At 27.0% G+C, this 23,283-nt stretch carries 20 protein-coding genes; 13 read left to right on the plus strand and 7 right to left on the minus strand.

What is annotated here, in order from left to right:
* The first annotated feature begins 257 nt into the window (after nucleotides 1-257).
* The 12 genes from tnpB to KGF50_RS22550 all read left to right on the plus strand — a co-directional run bounded on the left by tnpB (nucleotide 258) and on the right by KGF50_RS22550 (nucleotide 15,403).
* Entirely contained in the window at nucleotides 258-1,367 is a 1,110-nt protein-coding gene (gene tnpB, locus KGF50_RS10425) for an IS200/IS605 family element RNA-guided endonuclease TnpB (RefSeq protein WP_227847978.1), read from the plus strand.
* 399 nt (nucleotides 1,368-1,766) lie between these two features.
* Nucleotides 1,767-6,695 carry an immunoglobulin-like domain-containing protein gene (locus tag KGF50_RS10430; RefSeq protein ID WP_227847979.1) on the plus strand — a complete coding sequence of 1,643 codons (4,929 nt, stop codon included), beginning with the start codon at nucleotides 1,767-1,769 and terminating at the stop codon, nucleotides 6,693-6,695.
* Between the two features lie 243 nt (nucleotides 6,696-6,938).
* On the plus strand, nucleotides 6,939-7,274 hold the full coding sequence (locus KGF50_RS10435; RefSeq protein WP_227822525.1) for a helix-turn-helix domain-containing protein: 336 nt from the start codon (nucleotides 6,939-6,941) through the stop codon (nucleotides 7,272-7,274).
* A gap of 115 nt (nucleotides 7,275-7,389) precedes the next feature.
* Complete coding sequence (locus KGF50_RS10440) at nucleotides 7,390-7,776, plus strand: hypothetical protein (RefSeq protein ID WP_227847980.1); 387 nt, start codon at nucleotides 7,390-7,392, stop codon at nucleotides 7,774-7,776.
* Nucleotides 7,777-7,791: 15 nt separating this feature from the next.
* Complete coding sequence (locus KGF50_RS10445; RefSeq protein WP_227847981.1) at nucleotides 7,792-8,229, plus strand: hypothetical protein; 438 nt, start codon at nucleotides 7,792-7,794, stop codon at nucleotides 8,227-8,229.
* 10 nt (nucleotides 8,230-8,239) lie between these two features.
* The gene (locus KGF50_RS10450; RefSeq protein ID WP_227847982.1) at nucleotides 8,240-8,680 is read left to right on the plus strand and encodes a YopX family protein; all 441 of its coding nucleotides are present in this window, start codon (nucleotides 8,240-8,242) and stop codon (nucleotides 8,678-8,680) included.
* Between the two features lie 5 nt (nucleotides 8,681-8,685).
* The gene (locus KGF50_RS10455; RefSeq protein WP_227847983.1) at nucleotides 8,686-9,282 is read left to right on the plus strand and encodes a hypothetical protein; all 597 of its coding nucleotides are present in this window, start codon (nucleotides 8,686-8,688) and stop codon (nucleotides 9,280-9,282) included.
* A 324-nt stretch (nucleotides 9,283-9,606) separates the two neighbouring features.
* Nucleotides 9,607-10,515, plus strand: coding sequence for a hypothetical protein (locus tag KGF50_RS10460; RefSeq protein ID WP_227847984.1), 909 nt, complete (start codon nucleotides 9,607-9,609; stop codon nucleotides 10,513-10,515).
* A 137-nt stretch (nucleotides 10,516-10,652) separates the two neighbouring features.
* Nucleotides 10,653-12,950, plus strand: coding sequence for a VirD4-like conjugal transfer protein, CD1115 family (locus KGF50_RS10465; protein WP_227847985.1), 2,298 nt, complete (start codon nucleotides 10,653-10,655; stop codon nucleotides 12,948-12,950).
* Nucleotides 12,951-12,971: 21 nt separating this feature from the next.
* A complete protein-coding gene (locus tag KGF50_RS10470) occupies nucleotides 12,972-13,970 on the plus strand; it encodes a S1 RNA-binding domain-containing protein (protein ID WP_227847986.1) in 999 nt (332 codons plus the stop codon).
* Nucleotides 13,971-14,043: 73 nt separating this feature from the next.
* Nucleotides 14,044-14,673, plus strand: a complete 630-nt coding sequence (locus KGF50_RS10475; RefSeq protein ID WP_227847987.1) for a hypothetical protein — start codon at nucleotides 14,044-14,046, stop codon at nucleotides 14,671-14,673.
* Between the two features lie 313 nt (nucleotides 14,674-14,986).
* Complete coding sequence (locus KGF50_RS22550; protein ID WP_227848002.1) at nucleotides 14,987-15,403, plus strand: CPBP family intramembrane glutamic endopeptidase; 417 nt, start codon at nucleotides 14,987-14,989, stop codon at nucleotides 15,401-15,403.
* Between the two features lie 493 nt (nucleotides 15,404-15,896).
* Here the strand turns inward: KGF50_RS22550 and KGF50_RS10485 are convergent, their stop codons facing one another.
* The 6 genes from KGF50_RS10485 to arsD form a co-directional block, all read right to left on the minus strand.
* Complete coding sequence (locus KGF50_RS10485) at nucleotides 15,897-16,304, minus strand: arsenate reductase ArsC (RefSeq protein ID WP_255654873.1); 408 nt, start codon at nucleotides 16,302-16,304, stop codon at nucleotides 15,897-15,899.
* A gap of 1 nt (nucleotide 16,305) precedes the next feature.
* Nucleotides 16,306-17,361 (minus strand): ACR3 family arsenite efflux transporter, encoded by a 1,056-nt coding sequence (arsB, locus tag KGF50_RS10490; RefSeq protein WP_227847988.1) that lies wholly within the window; start codon nucleotides 17,359-17,361, stop codon nucleotides 16,306-16,308.
* 109 nt (nucleotides 17,362-17,470) lie between these two features.
* Nucleotides 17,471-17,785 (minus strand): ArsR/SmtB family transcription factor, encoded by a 315-nt coding sequence (locus KGF50_RS10495; protein ID WP_227847989.1) that lies wholly within the window; start codon nucleotides 17,783-17,785, stop codon nucleotides 17,471-17,473.
* Between the two features lie 113 nt (nucleotides 17,786-17,898).
* Nucleotides 17,899-18,960, minus strand: a complete 1,062-nt coding sequence (gene arsB, locus KGF50_RS10500; RefSeq protein WP_227847990.1) for an ACR3 family arsenite efflux transporter — start codon at nucleotides 18,958-18,960, stop codon at nucleotides 17,899-17,901.
* 114 nt (nucleotides 18,961-19,074) lie between these two features.
* On the minus strand, nucleotides 19,075-20,826 hold the full coding sequence (gene arsA, locus KGF50_RS10505; RefSeq protein WP_227847991.1) for an arsenical pump-driving ATPase: 1,752 nt from the start codon (nucleotides 20,824-20,826) through the stop codon (nucleotides 19,075-19,077).
* Nucleotides 20,827-20,901: 75 nt separating this feature from the next.
* Entirely contained in the window at nucleotides 20,902-21,261 is a 360-nt protein-coding gene (arsD, locus tag KGF50_RS10510; protein ID WP_227847992.1) for an arsenite efflux transporter metallochaperone ArsD, read from the minus strand.
* A gap of 299 nt (nucleotides 21,262-21,560) precedes the next feature.
* Between arsD and KGF50_RS10515 the strand changes: the two genes are divergently transcribed.
* Nucleotides 21,561-22,778: an MFS transporter gene (locus KGF50_RS10515; RefSeq protein WP_227847993.1), complete on the plus strand. Its 1,218-nt coding sequence runs from the start codon at nucleotides 21,561-21,563 to the stop codon at nucleotides 22,776-22,778.
* A 60-nt stretch (nucleotides 22,779-22,838) separates the two neighbouring features.
* Here KGF50_RS10515 and KGF50_RS10520 read toward each other — a convergent pair whose 3' ends face one another.
* Nucleotides 22,839-23,123, minus strand: a complete 285-nt coding sequence (locus KGF50_RS10520) for an ArsR/SmtB family transcription factor (protein WP_227847994.1) — start codon at nucleotides 23,121-23,123, stop codon at nucleotides 22,839-22,841.
* Between the last annotated feature and the right edge of the window lie 160 nt (nucleotides 23,124-23,283).

The raw sequence follows: 23,283 nt of genomic DNA on the forward strand, positions 1-23,283 counted from the left end.
CTGTGCTTGCATGAAAGTGTAAGAAGTTCATAAGAGAACTGCATAGGTAGTAGCGAACTTATGTGAACGACAACCTCAAAAATGATAAAAGTTAAGGGCTTACGGTTCTTATATATGTTATTTAAAAATAAATATAAAAACCTTCAAAATACTTGTTTTAAATAATTACATACGTTAATATCATGATGAGTGATGAAAAATGTAAGTAACTAATGATAGAGGATATGTCAATAATCATAAAAAACAAGTAAAGTGAGGTGATAGTATTGGAAAAAGCTTATAAGTTTAGAATGTATCCAAATAAAAAACAGCAAGAGTTAATTAGTAAAACTTTTGGATGTTGTAGATTTGTATATAATAAATATCTTTCTAAAAAAATAGAAGTTTATGAAAACGACAAAGAAACTTTTACTTATAAACAGTGCAGTTCTGATTTGACCAATTTAAAAAAAGAATTAGAGTGGCTTAAAGAACCTGACAAATTTTCACTACAAAACACCTTAAAAGATTTAGAAAACGCATATAAAAAATTCTTTAAAGAAAATACAGGATTTCCTAAATTTAAATCAAAGAAAACTAATAGATTTTCATATAGAACGAACTTTACAAATGGAAATATTATGTACTTTAGTCAATATATAAAATTACCTAAACTTGGTATGGTTAAAGTAAGGGATAAACAAGTACCTCAAGGTAGAATACTTAATGCTACTGTATCCAAAGAACCAAGTGGTAAATATTATGTATCATTATGTTGTACTGATATAGATATTGAAGCATTTGAAAATACTAATAATCAGATAGGTTTAGATTTAGGAGTTAAAGAATTTTGTATCTCAAGTTGTGGACAATTTATAGAAAATCCTAAGTATCTTAAGAAGTCATTAAGCAAGCTTGCTAAATTACAAAGAGAATTATCAAGAAAAACAATTGGTAGTTTAAATAGAAATAAAGCAAGATTAAAAGTGGCAAGACTTCAAGAACATATAGCTAATCAAAGAAAAGATTTTCTACAAAAACTATCTACTAAATTAATACAAGAAAATGATATTATTTGCATAGAAGATTTACAAGTAAAGAATATGATTAGAAATCATAAACTATCTCGCTTAATTTCTGATGTATCATGGTCAGAATTTGTTCATCAATTAGAATACAAGGCTAATTGGTATGGTAGACAAATTGTAAAGGTAGGTAAATTCTTTGCAAGTTCACAAATATGTAATAAATGTGGGCATAAAAACGAGGAAATAAAGAATTTAAATATAAGAGAATGGATTTGTCCTTGTTGTAATGCAACTCACAATAGAGATATAAATGCAAGTATAAATATACTAAAAGAAGGATTAAGACTAATAATGGTTTAAAATAGATAACGTATGTAAGAACCGTAGGAACTACGGGGATAGCCTGTGGAGAATTAGTAAGACATATTTTAGTATGCAAAATTCTATGAAGCAGGAACCCTGTGACTTTAGTCATGGGAGGTTCAGTGGAACGATAAAGATGTAAGTTATTATAAAGTATTTCAAAAGAAAAATGACATAGGAGATTTTAAAGTAATTTCATCAGACAAAAATGAAAGTTATTTTGAGGATATTGAAGGAAAAGATGTAAATGAACCAACAGCTCCAACACATAAATTATATGATACAGGAATAAAACAAGGAATAAAATTTGATTCAGAAGATATTGGTTCAAAATTTGAATATTATGTAGAAGGTATTTCTAAATATGGTGATGTAACACATACTTCAAACAAAAAAATGGTTGAAATAAAGTCTGGTCTTGAAGGGTTTAGCTATGAAGTGAGTAATAACCCTATTCCATCATCAACTTTAGGAGATACCACAAATAGTATAGATGGATTTATTCCTGCAAAAGAACTAGCAAGTAAAAGTTATGTTCATATAGTTGCTATAGATAAAGTTGGGAATAAAAGTAAAACTGTAACATTACCAGTTCTAGGAATTTTTACAGATTATGCTCCTGTTCTAAATATAGGTGGAAATACATCAGTATCAAAAGGAAGCCAATTTGATGTAATGGGAAATGTTAATGCAGTTGATGATTATGATGGTGATTTAACTAAAGATATTAAGATAATAATAAAAAATCCTAATGGAACTATAGTAGACAATATTGATACAAATATTTTGGGCAAATGGACTTTAGAATACTTTGTAGCAGATACTAAAGGTCAAGAAAGCAGAGCTACAAAATATATAACTATAAAAGAAAATTTTGATTATCTAAGTGTTAATTTGGGAGAACCAATTATAAAAAGGTTTTTAACTACTTTTCCAAGAGCAAGAGTTACTAATAATAGCAATGAGCTTATAAATGGAATTAAACTGTATATAAGTGAAGGATTTAATGATAGTATCGTTATTAAATACAATGATAAAGGTATAGAGAAGTCTGTAAAAGGACAACAAGTAATATTAACAGATAAATACACTACTAAAGAAGTAGAAAATTTAATTAAGTCTGTAAAAATTGAACATGATAATAGCACAAGCTTTAAATTTAATGTAAGACTACAAAATAATAATGTTGATGATATAGTATATAATCCAGAAAATGGGAGCTATTATCAATTTGTAGAAGCGAAAAGAATTACATGGAAAAATGCAAAAAAAGAAGCAGAAAATATGGAGTATAAAGGTTTGAAAGGACATTTAGCTACTATTTCGTCACAAAATGATTTGGATATATTTAATAGTTTAACTTCAAAAACGGTTTGGTTAGATGGTACAGATGAGGTAGTAGAAGGAGAATGGAGGAATGTAAAAGGAGAGATATTTAAGTGGACAAACTGGGCTCCAGGTGAACCAAATAATTTTGATGTAGATGGTGAAGATTATTTAGTATCAATTAAAAATAGTAATGGTTTGTGGAATGATGCAAGTAATTCACCTAATCCTATTTGGACTGACATTGAAGGTTTTGTCGTTGAATTTGAAAATGAAAAAAGTGAAAATGTTGGTGGTTCATATAAATATGAAGATAGTGTTTATGTAGAAAATATAGTTTCTAATAAAGACATTGTAATAAGTGCAAATGCTAATAATAAAGAAAATTATATTGATTTATCTTGGAATAAATATAATGAAGCTTCTTATTATGTAATAGAAAGAAAAAAAATAGGTGATAGTAAATCTAAATATATAAGAGTTTCAGGTAACAAGTTAAAAGATTTAAGTGGACAAGATTTAGATGCACCAAATATGTTTTTCTCTTTTTTATTAAATAAAGAGATGTCTGCTAAACTGCAATTTGATTGTGATGACTTAGAAAGCGAATATGAATACTCTGTTAAAGCATATGACTCAGATGACTATGAAATAGCTTATTCTAATACAATAAAAACTTCAATAAAAACAGGTTTAAAAGGTTACAGTTACATTCTTAATAAAAATCCAAACACAGAAGTTTCAGGTGATGTAAATAATACTGATGGTAAATTTGAGTTTAAAGGTGTAAGTGAAGATGATTATCTACATATAGTAGCTATTGATAAGGCAGGTAATCGCACAAAAACACAACATATAAAGCTTTCAGATGATTCTCATAATAATGCACCTATTTTAACTGTGCCTGGTTTAAATCAAGTCATAGAAATAGGTGAAACATTTGATAAATTAAAAAATGTGTCAGCGTATGACATGGAGGATGGAGATATAACATCAAAGGTAACTGTAGAAGGAGATGTAAACACTCAAATACAAGGAGTTTATGAGTTAAAGTATAGTGTACAAGATTCAAAAGGACTGAAAACAGAGGAAATAGTAAAAATACATGTTCCAGGTAACATAAAACTTGACATAGAAGAATATCAAGATAAATTGTCTATATCTTGGGATGAAGTAAAAGATGCTGATAAATATATAGTATATAGAACAGATGTGAATGGTTTTGATTTTAAAGAAAAAGGTATTTTTAGCACTACAGAATTTACAGATACTGAAGCAAAAGATGTTAGTTCTCCAGTTGTAACATATCTAAACGAAGTCTCTGAAACTGAAGAAGCTAAAAACTCTAGACTTGCTTCTATTCCTGAAAAAACAACTAATGCTGGCACAAAGTTAAAATTAGTTGCAAGAGATTTATCTTCTACTTATAGATATTTTATAGAAGCTATTGACAAAAATGGAAATGTTATTAACTCATCTAAAGTTAGAAATGGCTCTGTGGAATCTGGATTAGCTGGATTTAATTATGTTATTAACAGTAAAGAAGATACTGAAGCAGCTAACTTTGTAAATGCTAAAAAAGTAGAAGATATAGATATTTCTAATAGTAAATTTAAGTTCTTACATGTTAAAGCTATTGATAAAAATGGAAATGTTAGTAAAACCTACCATCACCTAATTGGTGATAAATATGATACTAACCACATACCTGTTATACGAAATGTTTATACAGCAAGGGTAAAAGAAGGAAGTAACTTTGATGAAATGCAAGGTATTTCAGCTTATGATACTGAAGATGGTGATTTGACAAGTAAAGTTGTGGTTCAAGGTAGTGTAGATACAAATATAAATGGAGAATATGAGCTAAGTTATCATGTAGAAGATTCGCAAGGCAATGTAAGAGATGTAAAGAGAAAAGTGATTGTGTATGGAGACATGGAAATAAAAGTAGAACCAAATTTAGATGAAAATAACTTAGTTATAAGTTGGGATGAAAATAAGCTTGGAGATAAAGTATTTTATGAAATAAGAAAACTTGATAAAAAATTAAATGTTTATAAAACAATTGGTTACACTGAAGATTTAAGCTTCACTGATGAAAATGCAAAAGATGTACATGGTCCAGAAGTACTAAATGTTCATGGAAGTGATATGAATACAGAAGAGCTTGAAGACGAAATAACATTAGATATTAATCCAGCAGAAATAGGTGACTCTGAAAAATACCAAGTCAGAACTAGACTTAAGAATAACAATTTAATAATAAGAGATATGACAACAGAAGAAGGTCATGAGTGGGGTACTGAAGGACATATAGTTGGCGATGTGAAAGCATATAAGTATAAGCTAAGTAATAAAAGAGAAGATACCTTAAAAACAGGTATGTTAACTACATCATTATCTCCTAATCAAATTATTTTTGAACACAAAGGAAATAAATATATACATTTTATGCCAATAGATTCATTTGGAAATGAGGGAGATGTAATTCACTATCAAATAGGTAAAGTAGATTCTGAAGAAGAAATCTTGACCCCTCCTGTTATAAGTGCATATGGTGTACCTGTTCTAGATGAGATTGGCACAAGAATAATAAATGTTGGAGATAATTTTAACGTTTTAGATGGTATTACAGCAAAAGATTTTAGAGGAGAAGATTTAACAGAATATATAAAAGTTGAAGGATATGTTAACAGATTTGAAACAGGAGAATACGATTTAAAATATAGTGTTACAGACTTTAAAGGACAATCATCCTCAAAGAATTGTAAGGTTATAGTTCAGGATTACAAGAGCTCACTTCCTAATAAACCAGATAAAATTTCTGGAAAACCAGAAGCCACACTTTGGGATGAAGAATATATAACAGTTGGCGATGATTATGACGAAGATAGAATAAGAAGAGGTGTGAAAGTAATAGACCCTGAAGATGGTGATTTAACAGATAAAATAACTTATGAAACAGATTTGGATAACAATGTAGTAGGTTCTTATTTAATAACATACTCAGTAAGCGACAGCGATGATAATAGAGTTAGATTCTCTAGAATTGTACATGTTTTAGAAAAAGGAGAAGATATACCTGATGATAATGGAGATATTGGAGATTGGGAAAATGCTCGTTGGCCACAGTTAGAAGTAAGAGATGTATATCTTGCAGTTGGAGATGATTTTAACATAAAAAGTGGATTATTATATGCATATGATGAAGTAGATGGTTATTTAACCAATAAAGTAAAATCGAGTGGAACAGTAAACACAATAAAAGAAGGTGTTTACTCTGTAAGCTATAAGGTTACTAACAGCGATAATCGCACATCAATACGCTCTACTGCTGTTCTTGTTAGGGAAGGTGGGTGGAATAATGGAGAAGGGCAATTGCCTGACCCTGGTCCTGATTGGGGTGAAAATGATGGTGATGATGAACATAATAATCATATCCCTAATAAACCTGAGCAGCCTGAGCAACCTGATGATAATAACGATGATGATAAACTTCCAGGTATTGATGATGATGCAAATCAAGGTGGACAAGATGACTATTATATAGATAAAGATGGAAATAAGGTCTTTCCTGATGGTTCAATAGTAACACCAGGTGATGTAGAAATTAAGCCAAATCCTGATGGTGAAAATCCAAAAGTGGATGAAGAAGGAAATATAATTGTACCACCAGGAGGAATAATTATATTCCCAGATGGTACAATTCAAATACCAGAAGATGGAGCAATACTTAAACCAGATGGAGCAATAATATATCCTAAAGAAAATGAAAAAACAAAAGATGAAGAAATAAAAAACAAGGAGAATAATTCTAAAGAAGAATCCTCAAATAGTATAAGTTCTCTTATAAATAATGAAAAGATAGAAAAGGAAACTTCTAATAACAATATAGATAAAATTAACCCTCCTACAGGTGATAGGGGTGTAGGTATATTTTGTGGGCTAGGAATATTATCTACAATATGTTTAATTTTTAATAGAAGAAAAAATAAGTAAACTTTTTTTAGTCTAATATTATTTGGAAGAGCTATTTATTCAAGTGATTAATTATTTTAATCTATAAGATAGTTGTGAAGCTATAGTGTTTATTCTGTATCAAGCATAATTTTTAGAAAAAAGTATAAGATATTTAATAACAATTAACCCTAAAAGAACGTGTTGCGTTCTTCTAGGGTGTTACAAAATGAAATTCAAAAATATATACTATGAATAAAATTATGTAAAAAGAGAGAGATTATCATGGAATTTTTAGGTACTAGAATAAGAGAACGAAGAAAAGAGTTAGGACTTACAATAGAACAACTATCTGAAAAAATTGATATAGGATATAATCACCTTAGTAATATTGAAAGAGGTAAAAAAGTACCAAGTTTAAATACATTTTTAGAACTTATAAATGCTTTAGACATATCAGCAGATATAATTCTTAGAGATTCAGTTGAACATGTTAAACCACATGTTTTAAATAAAATAACAAATGAATTGGAAAATTTAAATCCTGATCAATTGAGAACAGTAGAGGAAGTTTTAACTGTATTAATCAAAAACCTAAAGTATTTAGAAAATAAGGATTAAAAAAGAGTTATTTTAATAAGATAGCTCTTTTTTTATGCTCATTAGTTATATTGTAGTTACTTTATAGTACCTATAATATAACTTTTTTTATGACTATTTTTAAGAGGTGATAGAAATGTTTTTTGATAAAAATGAAAGAAAAAGCTTTAAAAAACAATTAGAAAACCAACTAAATTATGATGTGATTTTAGCTAATTGTAGAATAGAAGGTATGGAGTATCCTTCTATTCTATTTAAGTGCAATAAACAAACAAACTGGGGTGTTGTATATGTTGATGAAAAATCAAATGAATATTTAAATAAAAAATTATATTACTGGGGAAGGTTGTGTAAATATGAAGAAGAATCAAAAGAACTATTAATTGATACTGTTATAATAAGCGAATTTCTATCTATAGAAAAGGCAAAAGAGATATTAACTAATGATGAGCTTTATCCTAAAGAATATAGAAATGATATAGATAATGAATTATCTATATTAACAACATCAAATAATGAATAATATTATGGAGGGAATATGTTAAATAAATTTAGGAAATACAAAATAGAATTTGTAGCTAATATCGAAGATGTATTTATTCATATAACAATTTATAAAAAACTTATGCTAGAAGAAGTATCAGAAATATCATTTTTTCAGTTAGGAAATTATAGTGAAATAAAACTTTTGTCAGATTGTATTTATATAAATAGTAATCTGCTAGGAACTACAGTTATACAGAATAATTTTAGACATAAGTATAAGATTAGGAGATTAATAAAAGAAAATATAATAGCTGAAGATTATATAACAAGTCTAAATGAAAGAGAGTTATATAAATCAATTATGGAAAATGAAGAATTTGAAATTGTAAATGGGGATATAAGTTTTGTTTTTAATACTCTTAAGAAAAAATATAGTGATTCAGATTGCTTTGAATTAAGCAATATTACTTATAAAATTACAGAACTTTAAAGGTGATCAAATGAAAATAAAAATATTTAGAGGAAAATCTATTAAAAAAAATAGTTGGATATATGGACATTACTATTCAACAGGAGTTAATGATGCTAAGGTACATAAGATAGTATATAACACAGGAAAACCAGAATTAATTGATCATCATGTGCCAATACAAAGAAATACATTAGGAGAAGCTAGTTTAAAAAAAGATATTAAGGGATCTGTTATATATTCTGATGATATAGTTAAAGCAATAGTATATGTTGCTAAAGATGATGAAAAAGATTTGTATTTTGATAAAAAATCAATTATAGGGATAGTAAAAGTTCATGATGGAAGTTGGAAAATTTATGATGGTGATAGTTACTATTTACTATTTGATGAGTCAACCGAGATAATAATTATAGGAAATAAACATGATAATCAAGACTTAGTAGATAAATATAATTTATTGAAGAGGTGATATATTTGAGTGATAAAAATTACATTATAGAGTATTCATTAAGAGATATAAGAGAAAAAATGAAGCTTAATAATAGAAATATATTTAAGGCTTTAGAGCTATTAGAATATACTCAATATCATCTTATACAGCAAATTATGAAAAATGAACAGATAGTAGATAGAATGAACTTAGAGAATATAAAAAATTATTCAGAGAAACTAATTGAAGTAAAAGAGCATGTTAAAAATAAAAAAATAAAATTTTGGACAAGTATGTTGCCACCAAACTTATTTTCAATTGAATCATCAAGATATTATGCTGATTATAAAGAGCTAACTCAACAATTAATAATTTATAAACTTAGTGACATTGATGAACATTTTGATAAGGTTATTATAAAGTATAGATTATATCTAGATTACTTAAGATATGATGTTGATAATTACTTTTTTAAGAATTATACTGATGCAATTAGGAAGTCAAATTTAATTAAGGATGATGATTATTCTAAAGTAAAGATATTAATTGAAGGGGTAGATGATGAAAGATTAGGCTTAGAAATAAGTATTTACAATCAAAATTTCTATGAGGAATATGTAAATGAAATTTTAGCTCTGTAATATAAAATTCAATATTGAAAAAAAAAAAAATTCAATATTGAATTTTATACGTTTTTCAATATTGAAAAATCAAAAATAGAGAGTATTGAATTTCAATATTGAAAAAAAAGAAAGAATCTAGCATTTTCAAGGGATACAAAGTGCGATGCCATTATACAAAAAACACAGGTTTATGTTAGCTGTCTAAAATAGCTTAAATTAGTGTACTGAGAAGAGGCTATTTGAATTTAAAAAATTTTGCAATGTAACTCTACTAAAAAAAGCTCTATTTACAATAAAAACAATAATAAAAAGAAGGGAGTTTTTAAAAGAGTGAGTAATTTAATGATTAAAGAACGAGATTTGAAATGTTTCAGATTATTAAATGAATATGGTGCTGTGAAAAGAAAATATTTACATATGATTTATCAATTAGATGATGCAAATTCAAAGTGGTGTAATCAATATAAATATGCAAGAATAAATAAATTAAAACAAGAACAATACATAGAAGAAACTGACAAAATATTCATATTAGGAACAGAAGGTAAAAATTATCTAAATCTAATTGGAGATGAATTGCATTACAGAAATCACCTTAAAATGAGTAAGAGAAAATTTTTATCAGAAGTACATGAGTTGTTATGTAAGTTTAATAATTTCAAAGTTACATTAGGTAGAACCAAAATACAATCAACTCAGGATGGAATAGAATTCATAAAGCTTTTTTATGGTAAAGTTATTTCAAATGATGATAAAGAATACCTCGTATATAAGATAAAAAAAGAATCTAGTAATGCTTATATAAAAAGAGTAATTAATGAATTTAATGATTTTATGGCAACAAATATTATTATAATATTTGAGTCAGAAAAGCATTTAAGTTATTATAAAGAAATTGATGTACATAAGAGAACAATAAAAAAAGAAATATTAGTTATGTATGAAGAAGAATCATTTAAGGTCTTAAATTTAATTTCTGAGGACAGACTTAACAATGAAAATGTATATAGACAATTAAAAAATAATATTGATATTAAACATTTAAATAATTATTTATATATAAATAACATAATAACATTTAATTTTCTTGAAGATAATTTTGTAAATGAAGAATTGACTGATTATTTTATAAAAGAAAAAGGGATTGAAAATTATTATATATTATGTTTTGAACATCAAAAAGATAAAATTAGAAATAAATTTAAGAATGCAAAGATAGTTAGTCTAAGTGTCAATTCTATGTGTAAATAACATGAAATGCGACTATGTAGAGCTGTTTTGTAGTTGTCTATGATATTTTATATGATAATCAGCTAAAAAATTAAATATAACCTAATATAATGCAATATTCAGCTTCTATAACTGAATATTGTATTTTTTTTAGGGAGGTGATTAAATTATCAAAGATTTATCTAGTTTTAAGTAATATATTGAAAGACATACCAAGAAGTAGTAAGAAAAAGTATTTAGCGATTATAGCCACAATAATATACATGGAAGCTCCTATTGCAATTATGATTAGAGAAGGATTTTTTAATGTAAATTTATTAGAGCTATATTTTTCTCCTATTAAAGTTTTATTTAAGTTATTTAATTTTCAAATAATATTTACACTTATAAATGTTAATATAACTTTCATAATATTTGGATTCATAATAAGAGTTGTATTCATTGTAAATAAATCAGGTTCTTTTAATTTTGGAGAGAAAGAGAAAAAAATAGATTGTGCAAAAGATGTAGGGACATATGGAACAGCTGAATGGATGGGAAGAAGTGAGATTATGAAATTACAAGATTATATTTCAATTAATACAAATGAAGGCATAATCTTTGGATACCTTAGAGGTACAAATAATATAATTACATTGCCCAAAAACACATTCAATAATCGAAATGTAGCTGTGTTTGGAAGTTCAGGATCAATGAAGTCTCGTAGCTTTGTTATTCCTAATATTTTAAACCTTATTCATTCAGAAGAAAGCATGTTTATAACTGACCCAAAAGGAGAGCTTCTTAGAAAATGTTCTAGTATATTAAAAAAGTATGGTTACATAGTGAAATCATTAAACTTAAATAATATTGAATGTTCAGACCAGTGGGACATATTATCACCAGTAGAAGATGATATGAGTGCTATAACTTTTGCTCAATCAATTATGCTCAATACAAAAGAAAATAAAAAAGCTGGAGGTGATTTTTGGGAGAAAGGTCAAGAAAATTTATTAAAGGCATTAGTTTTATATATTGTGAATGAAATGCCAGAACATGAAAAAAATATGACTTCTCTATATAGTTTTTTAACAGCTAAAGATGCAGCCAAAAAACTTGAAATGAGATTTAAAATGTTAAAAGAGAATCATGTTGCGGTTCAACCATATAATATTTTTTTAGAGAGTTCTGAAAATACAAAAATTCGTTCTGGAATGATTTCTGGTTTAGCAACTAGGTTACAATTATTTCAGTCTGAAAAATTTAAAAAACTTACATCAGAAAACGAAATAGACCTAGGGCTTCCAGGAAGAAAAAAATGTGCTTATTTTGCTGTTTTACCAGACTCACATGCTTCATTCGATTTTATTGCATGTTTATTTTTTTCAATGGCTTTTATAAAATTGATATCTATAGCAGATAGAAAGCCAACAGGAAAATTAGATAAACAAGTAAATTTCATATTAGATGAGTTTCCAAATATAGCTCAAATTCCTGATTTCGAGAAAAAAATGGCTACAATACGTTCAAGAGGTATAAATGCATTTATAATATTTCAGAATATAACACAGCTTCAGAATAGATATCCAGAAGGAAAGTGGGAAGATATCCTAGGAAACTGTGATAACCATGTATTTTTGGGATGTAATGAAAATACAACTGCTAAGTTTATATCAGATACTCTAGGTTCTATGACTATTAAAGATTTTTCAGAAAGTAAAGATAAATATAGCTTTAACCCATTAGAAAAGAAAATATCTGAAAGATATGTAAAAAGGAATATTTTAAATATGGATGAAGTTAGAAGGCTAAATCCATTTCATTCTATATTAATGCTAAAGGGACAAAATCCTATAAAAATGAGTAAAATGGATTACACAAAACATGAACTTAGTAATGAAATGGAAGAAGTACCAATATATTATATGCTTAAAGATTGGTCCAAAGAATTTCATAAAGATTGGTTATATTCCTTTAGAGATGAAATAACTATTGATGAGGATATGGAAGAAGATGTGAAGAAAAGAAATATAAAAGCTCTTCAAGATTTAGATGTGTTGATAGCAGAATGTGAAAATAAATCATTTGAGAATAGTAGTTTGGCCACTAATAAATCAAGTGAGTATATATCTAATTTAGAATTCATTAGTGATAAAAATACATCAGAAAAAGATATAAAAATAAACTTAGAAAAGAAAGATATTATACAAGATGAATATAACCTAGAATTTTATGAATATGAAGCACAACAAATAGAATTAGAAGAAGAATATTATAATGAATTAGAAATATATGAAAATAAAGAAGAAATTGACTATGAGAAAGAAGAAAGTATTTCTAATGAAAGAGATTTAGTTATAGAAGATGTTGAAGGAGATATACATATAAATATAGCTTTAGACAATAAAGAAAATGAGAATGAAATAGATATAGAAAATAAAAAAGAATTTATGTCTTTATCTATGTTCAATAAATAAAAAAACTTGGAGGATAAAAAAATGGAAGAAATAAGAGTAAATGAGGAATCAATAAAAATAGATGAAACTAATGAGGCTGGGGAGATTGGGCTTCCAGACCCAAAACTAATACAGTTTATAGAGAATGAAGGAATAAATGAAATTGAAGAAGAAAGTGTTGATAGTACAAATGTATCTACTAATGAAGAACAACCTAAAAGAAGAAATAATTATAGTGGAGAAAGACAAAAAATATCTGAATATAGAGATTTAATGTATCAAAGATACATTGATACTTGTGTAATACAATCTGTAGAAAGAGAAAATAAAGATGGTGATATATATGCTTGTGCTTATAAAGATGGATTAAAGATAAAAATACATGTAAAAGAGATGGATTTATATTTGCCTTTGTCAGTTAGAAAATTAGAAGGAAGTCAATTTATAGCTGCTAAAGTAAGAGGATTAAGAAGAATGGTAGGTGCCACTATATCATATTTAGTAACATCTATTGATGATGAAAATGAAGTTGTTTATGCTTCTAGAAGAAGGGCATTAGAAATATTAAGAAAAGCTAGACCTCATAATATAAATGATATTGTAGTAGCTAAAGTTATTGATGTAAATGATTATTATGCTGTAGTAGAATTTGATGGTCAAATAGGAACAATTGGTAAAAGAGATATATCTAATTCTAGAGTTTATAGAATACAAGATTACTTTGAAATAGGTGATGAATTAAATTTAAAAATACTAAAATTAGATGAAGAAGGGTGCTTTTTAAGTAGAAAAGAACTTGAAGAAGATATATTTGATAAATATATTATTGATAAAAAATACTATTCAGAACGAGGTGTATATATCGCAAATGTAAAAGAGCTTTCAGAAAAATTAATATATCTTGAACTTAGAAGAGGATTAACTATAGCATGTAATTATCCTGTGAAAAGAAATATTAATTTAGAAGTAGGAAAAGAGATAAAAGTATTGTTAAGAAAGATAGATAAAGAGAAAAAGCAATTATCTGGTCGTATATTTTAGCATGACAAGAGGTAGTTCTATTTAGAGCTATCTCTTTTTAATTAAATCTATATAGAAAGTGAGAATATAATAAATGTTAAAAAGCTATTCAATTGATGAATATATTAAAATACTTAGATTTTGCACATCAGAACAGCTTCTAAGACTAAATCCCAAAGATATAGAAAATGTTACTCATAAAAGTAAAATCAAAAAAATTAATAATATAAAAAAATTTGCATTAAAAAAAGGACAAAGAATTGTAAAACCAGGCTATAGTTTTTATTATGATAATGAGAATGATATTTTCATAGATGTATTAGTTGGGCAAGATAAAATTAATCAAGATGAACTAATATTAACAAATGTATATATAGAGTTTAAAAATATGATGAATATATGTTACTTTAATAAAGACAATGGTGTTATTCCAAGGATATATTTTTATCAACTATATGAAAATAATGATGAAGAAGACTTGAAAAGATTTGATATTATTTATTGCAATCCTTCAGATCAAAGCTTAGTAGAGATATTAGTTCAGACAGAAGAAGATATAAAAAATATATTAGTAGTTTTAAATGAAAATAATCTTACAAGTTATCGAGAATTTAAATTATTTAAAAATAAAATGATTGCATTTGTCTTAGTAAAAGATAGAAGATTATTATTAGGTGATAAGCTATCTGATATAATACAAAAATATAATAATTATAATAGATGATAAAATTTATTGGTCAATAGATTTTATTGGCCAATAAAGATGAATAGGAGAATTTATGAGAAAGTATAGGGATGTTTTTTTGGTAACAATCATGCATACAATATTAATTTTGACATCTACATCATTTGTAACTATAATAACAAATAGAGTTACAAATGTATATATGTATGCCGTTTTGAACACAACACTATTAGTAATAATATATTACAACATGTATGTTTTAATATATAAGTTCCTAGTAGATTACATTGAAATTAAACATAACAACAATAAAAAGAAAATTACAACCTATATAACAATACTAATATTTATAATGTTTACAAATTCAATACTACTAAATCAACTTGAAAATAATTTTATAAATTTAAATTTATATTCCATCATTCCAAAATTAAATCTAACACTTGATACTCCATCTAGACTTATAGTTTACTTATTAGCTTTATTTTTTCAGACCTGTTTACTTGCTCCTATCGCAGAAGAATTAATCTATAGAAAATTTATATTAAATAAGTTGCTAGATAATTGTAATGCCTTCAAGGCTATACTATTATCTTCTTTTTTATTTAGTATATATCATTTAAATCTATTCCAAGGCATCAATGCAATAATAATAGGTGTATTTCTAGGTTATTTATACTATAGGACTTGCTCAATTAATATATGTATCTTATTACATTTTATTAATAATTTTATCAATTTCATTATTCTGATAATATATATTACATAAATTTGATATATTATTTTCAAAAAAACAATATTTGACCATATTATATAGGAGGTTAAATATTGAATTTTTTTATGTAAATAAAAATAAGCTGTTTATCAGCAAAATTAAAAGGAAATATAGAGTAACTTTATAGGTTTATATCTGTATAGACAACTCATTAGGAGAACTTTGGATGGAAGAAAAGAAAACTGAGAAAAAAGTCTTAGACTGGCTTAGTGATGAAGATTATGTTAATTATATTTGAGGAATATATAGGAATATATTCCTCAAATATAAACAGTAATAAAACTGATTATTTTTTCGATATAAAATTAAATAATTGGAGTTCAAAAAATAGGAAAGGATAGAACTCTTTTGAGGGAAATGTTTAATTTTTGTGGAGTAAAATGCTAAAGCATTTGCTATAAAACTTGTGATGAAAGGTATAATTAGCAAATAATAAGAAGCAATCAAGAGTATGAGCTAATTGAACTCAGACTATTTTAGTAATGTTTTATTTTAACAAATTGTGCATTCTTAAATTTAAATCAATCATTTTTTCTTTTATTCTTTCAGCTGTCTTATAAAATTCCTCCATAGGTTTTCCAGTAGGATCGTCAAGCCCCCAATCTTCTCTATGTTTACAAGGTAACCAAGGACAGTTTACATTACATCCCATAGTTATAACAATGTCAATATCAGGTAACTCTGAAATTAATTTATTTCTTTGTAATTTATTCATATCAATATCATATAAGTCTTTTATTACTTTAACAGCATCTTGATTTATTTCAGATTTAATTTCTGTACCACCGGAATATGGAATAAAGATATCCATTGAATATATTTTAGCTATTGCTTCAGCCATTTGGCTTCTACAAGAATTATGCACACAAACAAATGCTACCTTAGGCTTAATCATTTTATATCTCCTTTATAAAGTAATCTTGAGTACTATTCGCAATTTTTACTAAGAATAGCATTACAGGAACTTCAGTTAGTACGCCAACAATTGTAGCTAAAGCTACTGGTGAGGATACTCCAAACAATGATATAGCAACTGCAACTGATAGCTCGAAGAAGTTTGAAGCACCTATCATACCCGCTGGTGCTGCAATATTATAAGGTAAATTCAATAATTTACAAGCTATATATGCTATTGCAAATATTAAAAATGTTTGAAGAGTAAGTGGTATAGCGATTAAAACTATGTGTACTGGATTATTTACTATAACATCACCCTGGAAAGAGAATATTAATATCAATGTTAACAAAAGACCCATAATTGTAACATTATCAAATTTTTTAGTAAATACTTCTTCAAAATACTCTTCTCCTCTTGATTTTACTACTAAAATTCTGGTAACTATACCACCTAGAAGAGGTATTACAACAAATAGTAAAACTGATAGAAGTAGTGTATTCATTGGAACGGTAATATCACTTACTCCTAACAAAAACGCAACTATTGGTGCGAATGCTACAAGAATAATTAAGTCGTTTGTTGCAACTTGAACAACTGTATATGCAGGATTTCCCTTTGTAAGGTGACTCCATACAAAAACCATTGCTGTACATGGTGCAGCTCCTAATAACACAGCTCCAGCAAGATAGCTTTTAGCTAAATCGACTGGAATTATATTTTTAAAAACTACATAAAAGAAAAATGATGCAATGGCATACATTGTAAAAGGTTTAATTAACCAATTTGTAACCCATGTAACAAATAGTCCTTTTGGCTTTTTACCTACATTTTTTATACTTTTAAAATCTACTTTCATCATCATGGGATAGATCATAAGCCAAATAAGGATTGCAATAGGAATGGATACTTTGGCATATTCAAATTTATTTAAAAATTGTGGTATTGAAGGAATAAATTTTCCTATAAAAACACCTATTCCCATACATAAAAGAACCCATATAGTTAGGTATTTTTGAAAAAATCCAATACCACTAGATTTATTCACATTACTCATATTTACCTCCAAATTCAAGTGTTTTATTATTGTGTCTTAATAAGAAAGTATAACATGTATAATTTAAGAATAGACTATAATAGACATTTAATAGTATCTATAAATTCACTTATTTGCAACGATCATCGTTTTTAAATATTTTTTCTTTTATACTATCTACTTCCATTAAAAACTCTTTTAACTCATTTATTTTTTCATTTTTTAAAGTATACTTTATCCAAGAACCATCTTTTCTAGAATTTACAAGACCACAGCTATTCAATATTTTCATATGGTATGACAATGTAGGCTGTGTGATATTTACTTCATCTAAAATATCACATGCACATAATTCATTTCCTGAAAGTATATTTAAAATTTTAAGTCTTGTTTCATCAGATAAAGCTTTGAATAATAAGGCATACTCACAGTAAGAATAGTGCATATTAATCCCTCATAACTATTAAATTTAATTTATTATTTTAATATAAATTATTTGTATCAATTAATATGACCTAAATTTATTAAATTAATCAGAATTGATAAATATAATTTATATTAATTACCTTCACTTATAAAATACTTTTCTCTAAATTTTAAAGCAACATTAACAAGTGCTATAAGAACTGGAACTTCAACTAGAGGGCCAATAACTGCAGCAAATGCTACACCAGAATTTATACCAAATACACCTACTGAAACAGCAAGAGCTAATTCAAAGTTATTACTTGCAGACGTAAATGATAGGGACGTGGCTACAGGATAACCTGTATTGTTTTTCTTTGCTATAAAGAATGATACAAAGAACATTATTACAAAGTAAACAAGTAATGGAATAGCGATTTTAACTACATCAAGAGGCAATTTGATTATATTTTCACCTTTTACAGAGAACATAATAACTATTGTAAATAGTAAAGATATAAGAGCTAGTGGACTTATATGATGGATGAATTTTTTCTCATACCATTTAAGCCCCTTTAATTTCACTAAAGTAAATCGTGTTAAAAATCCAGCTACAAATGGTATTCCTAAATAAATGAATACGCTTTTAGCGATTTCTCTCATAGTAATTGATACAGTATAAGATTTCAATCCTAAAACACCTGGTAATACTGTTATAAATATATAAGCAAATACTGAATAAAATACTATCTGAAATATTGAATTAAAAGCAACTAAGCCAGCTGTATATTCACTATCTCCATGTGCTAAATCACTCCATATAATTACCATTGCAATACATCTAGCAAGTCCAATCATGATTACACCAACCATGTATTCTGGGTAATTGTGTAAAAAAATAACTGCTAATATAAACATTAGAGTAGGGCCAATTATCCAGTTCTGAATTAATGAAATAAGGAGAATTTTCCAATCTTTAAATACTTTACCTAATTCCTCATATTTAACTTTTGCAAGTGGAGGATACATCATAAATATTAGCCCTATTGCTATGGGTATAGAAGTAGTCCCAACCTGAAGCTTATTAATTCCTGTTACAACACTTGGAAAGAAGTATCCAAGAGCTATTCCAACTCCCATAGCTATAAATATCCATAATGTTAAGTATCTATCTAAAAAGGATAATTTCTTTGTTACACTATCCACTAATAACATCTCCCTTCAATCACTATAACTTATAAAAATTTTATAACTGACATAGTTTTTTATAAGTTATAGTGCCATTTAATTTATAATTCTTTCAAATTGAATTCATTATTAAAAAACATTTTATGAAATTATCTCGAGCAATGTTTTATCATTTACTTCCTTTGAAAGCCATTTTATTACAGCATAATTAGATGAAGAAATTTTATTTACTTCATTTATCCATTTTATTTCACTTTTAGCTTTAGCTTGTAATAGAGGCGATTTTGTACTTGACATTAACATACTTTGGTTAATAACCCACCATTTAGAGTGAATGTCAGCTCTTTTTAGATCTTCATTTAATCTTTGAGCCTCAAATACAGGGGTTGTCTCTGGAAGAGTAACTATAACAACTTCTGTTTCATTCTTATCTCTAAGCCTTGGAAGAAGTCTTTTAACAGAATCAGGTATGTTTCCTTGAGTTCTCTCAACTTCTTTATGATAACTTTGTGTAGAGTCTAGAAGTAATAGAGTATGGCCTGTAGGTGCTGTATCTATTACTACAATTTCATCATCTGCTTTCTCAACTACTTCTGCAAAAGCTCTAAATACAGCTATTTCTTGAGTACATGGTGAGCGTAAGTCTTCTTTTATATACTCTAAATCATCACCACTCATGGTTTCTAATGCTTTTGAGATTACTTCATCTTGGTATTTCTTAAGTTCTTCTTTTTCACTAATTTCGCTTATAGTAATGTTTTCATGTTCACTCATAATGTATTTAATGTGGTTTGCTGGATCTGTTGTAGTAAGATGAACTTTTGCTCCTTTTTTAGCTAAACCTAAAGCAATAGTTGAAGCTACAGTTGTTTTACCAACCCCCCCTTTTCCCATAGTAAAGATTACTTTTTTATTACTTTTGTAGAAATCTTCTATAATATCGTTTATTGAAGGTGAATTTTTATTGTCTAAAGTATCATTTACAATAATAGGGTTATCTTCTTTTAGCATCATTCTAATACTATTTATTCCAGATACATTATATGAACGAAGTGGAACAGTATAAGTAGTTATATTATTTATACCATCAGGAATATTAGCCAATGCCTCCTGTTGTTTATTATATAGTTCTAAAGATATTTCATCATCTTCTTGAACATTTTCCATAATGCCATTTACAACTAAGATTTGGTTATTCACTCTTAAATCTTTTAATTCCTCTGAAGCTCTTTCTGCTTCAAGTAGAGTAGGTTTTTCTGGTCTTGCAACAAGAACTAGAGTAGTTAAGTCTCCGTTTGCTAAAGTATTAACTGCATCTTTGTATACTTCTTTCTTATCTTCAAGTCCTGAAAGTTGACCTAAACATGATGCACCATGAGTACTTTCACTTATAAAATTACTCCATGCTGAAGGTAATTGAAGCATTCTTAGAGTATGACCAGTTGGAGCTGTATCAAATATAATAAAATCATAATTATTTTTTACATCTTCATCTGCTAAATAATTTGTAAATTCATTAAATGCTGCTATTTCAACAGTACAGGAACCAGAAAGTTGTTCTTCCATATTTGCAAGTACTGCATCAGGAAGTTGACCTTTGTATGGCCCTATTACAGAATCTCTGTATTTTTTTGCAGCTTCTTCTGGATTTAAGTTAACTACAGATAGGTTAGGAATTTCCTTTATCTCTATAGCTTTATTATTTAAATTAGTATTAAAAACGTCTTGTAGATTTGAGGCTGGGTCTGTACTTATAAGAAGTACTTTATTACCAGCATCTGCAAGAGTAACTGAAGTAGCACAGGCTACAGAAGTTTTGCCAACTCCACCTTTTCCAGTAAAAAATAGATACTTTGTTAGATTTAATTTGTTGACATTAAATTTATTTTGCATAAGTGTTCATCACCTTTCATTTGAAGTCAAATTCTTACATAACAATCTAGAGTAGTTATTGATAATAATTAACTATTAACAACATCCACTATCTCCACAACAACCATTGCTTTCAGTAGTACTTACTTCTGCTGTGATTATTCCTGTGTACTTAGTAAATTCTTCATTTGTTAAATGTGATTTAGTTTTAACTATTTCGCCATCTACAATAGTTACTGGAAGAATATTGTTATCCTCTTTAAGTAATTTATTTACAGATACATTAGATATAAAAGCTTGTGGCTCGTTAGATAAGTTATATCTAGTTATATCTGCACCATTCTTATTTAAGCTATCTACAACAGTAGCGACTCTTAAAAGTTCAGTATCAACACTTGGACCGCAAACACCTGTAGAACAGCACATTGCTGGATCGTAAATCTCAATTTTTTTCATATATATTACCTCCATTTTAATTTTATTTATATTTTACAAAACATATAGATAATTATCTATGTGTTTATTATATGCATCATATCGATAAGTGTCAATGTGTTTTTTCAAAAAAAGAAAAACATATAAATAGAAAAACTAAATAGAGAAGAACTCTATAAAATTTACATATAATAGATTTATTTATCTTGATTGACATATTTAATTAATGAGCTTATAATTTTCATATCGAAGAAAATAGATATAAAAATAAGTAATATATTTTAATAATAAATTTACTTAGAAGGGATATTTAAACATTTATGAAGTACAACTTAGAAAAATGGAAAAAGGAATTTCTTATTATTTGGTCAGGACAAGCAGTTTCAATATTAACTAGTTCCATTATACAAATGGCTATTATCTGGTATCTAACTGATAAGACTAAATCTGCTGCTATTCTTTCTTTTGCAACATTTATAGGATTTTTACCACAAGCTATTTTAGGTTCATTTGCTGGTGTTTTTATAGATAGATATGATAGAAAAAGCATTATGATTATATCAGATGGTGCAATAGCTTTACTAACTTTTTCGCTTGTAGTAGTAGGCTTTTTAGGTGAAATACCTATTTGGTTCATAATGGTTATTTTGTTTGGAAGATCAGTTGGCTCAGCTTTTCATAATCCTTCTTTACTGGCAATAACACCTTTGATTGTTCCAAAAGAAAAATTGACACAGTATGCTGGATATTCTCAAAGCTTTGAGTCTATATCATATTTGATAAGTCCAGCAATTGCTGCACTGTTATATAGTTTATGGGATTTGCATATAATTGTTTTAATTGATGTTATAGGAGCAGCATTTGCTATCTTTATGCTTTTATTTGTCAAAGTTCCAAATACAAATAAAAGTGAAACTCAAAAAGAAAATAAAAGTTATTTTTACGAATTTAAAGAAGGTATTAGTGTTCTAAAAACAGAGCCTGGAATGTGGGCTCTTTTACTTATCAGTGGGCTTTATGCCATGATATATTTTCCGATTGGCACCTTATACCCTTTGATTACAATGACCCATTTTAAAGGAACATTTGTTGATTCAAGTATAGTAGAAATAATATTTTCTCTAGGTTCATTAATAGGAGCTTTTCTACTTGGACTAATAGGAAATAAAATAAAGAGAATAAGAGCTATAAGTAAATCAATAGGTATATATGGAATAGGACTTATTATAGCTGGAATATTACCATCAAATGGATTTAAAGTATTTGTAATTTTATCTTTAATTATGGGTGCATCAGTTCCATTTTATAGTGGAGTACAAACCTCCATATTTCAAATGAAATTCAAATCAGAATATTTGGGTAGAGTATTATCATTATCTTCAAGTTTAACTATGTTTGCTATGCCACTTGGTCTAATTTTATCAGGTTTGTTTGTAGATATTATTGGAATATCTAACTGGTTTTTTATTTCAGGTATAGCCACAGTTATTATTTCTTTTTTTAGTATGATGATGCCAAGTTTAAAAAAATATTATTAAAGATAAAAAGGTTATTTAAAGTATAAAAACTTTAAATAACCTTTTTTATTCTTTATCAAATTAATTTGTAATATTTGTTATATTGTTAATTAATTTTATTGCATATTTGGAGCCATCTTTATTAATGGAATAGTGAGTCCATTTTCCTTCTTTACGACTATTTACAATACCTGAATCACAAAGAATTTTCATGTGATGGGAGAGAGTAGATTGCCTGATATCTAACTGTTCAAGTAATTCACAAGCACATTTCTCGCCATCTTGTAAAAACTCTATTATAATTATTCTATTTTCATCACAAAATGCCTTAAATACCTTTGCATACTCTATATATTTATTTTGCATTAACAACCTCTCCATTTCTTGTAAATATCATATCATATTATATTATTCGCTTCAATATTTGTCAATTCTATTAATTTATTTAATATTTGTAATTGATTTTAAAATAGAGATACTTAAATATCTAATTTCTATATTCATAAATAGTAATTAAGGCTAAATT

The organism is Clostridioides sp. ZZV15-6598 (assembly GCF_020657705.1).
In the GTDB taxonomy this organism is placed as follows: Bacteria; Bacillota; Clostridia; order Peptostreptococcales; family Peptostreptococcaceae; genus Clostridioides; species Clostridioides difficile_F.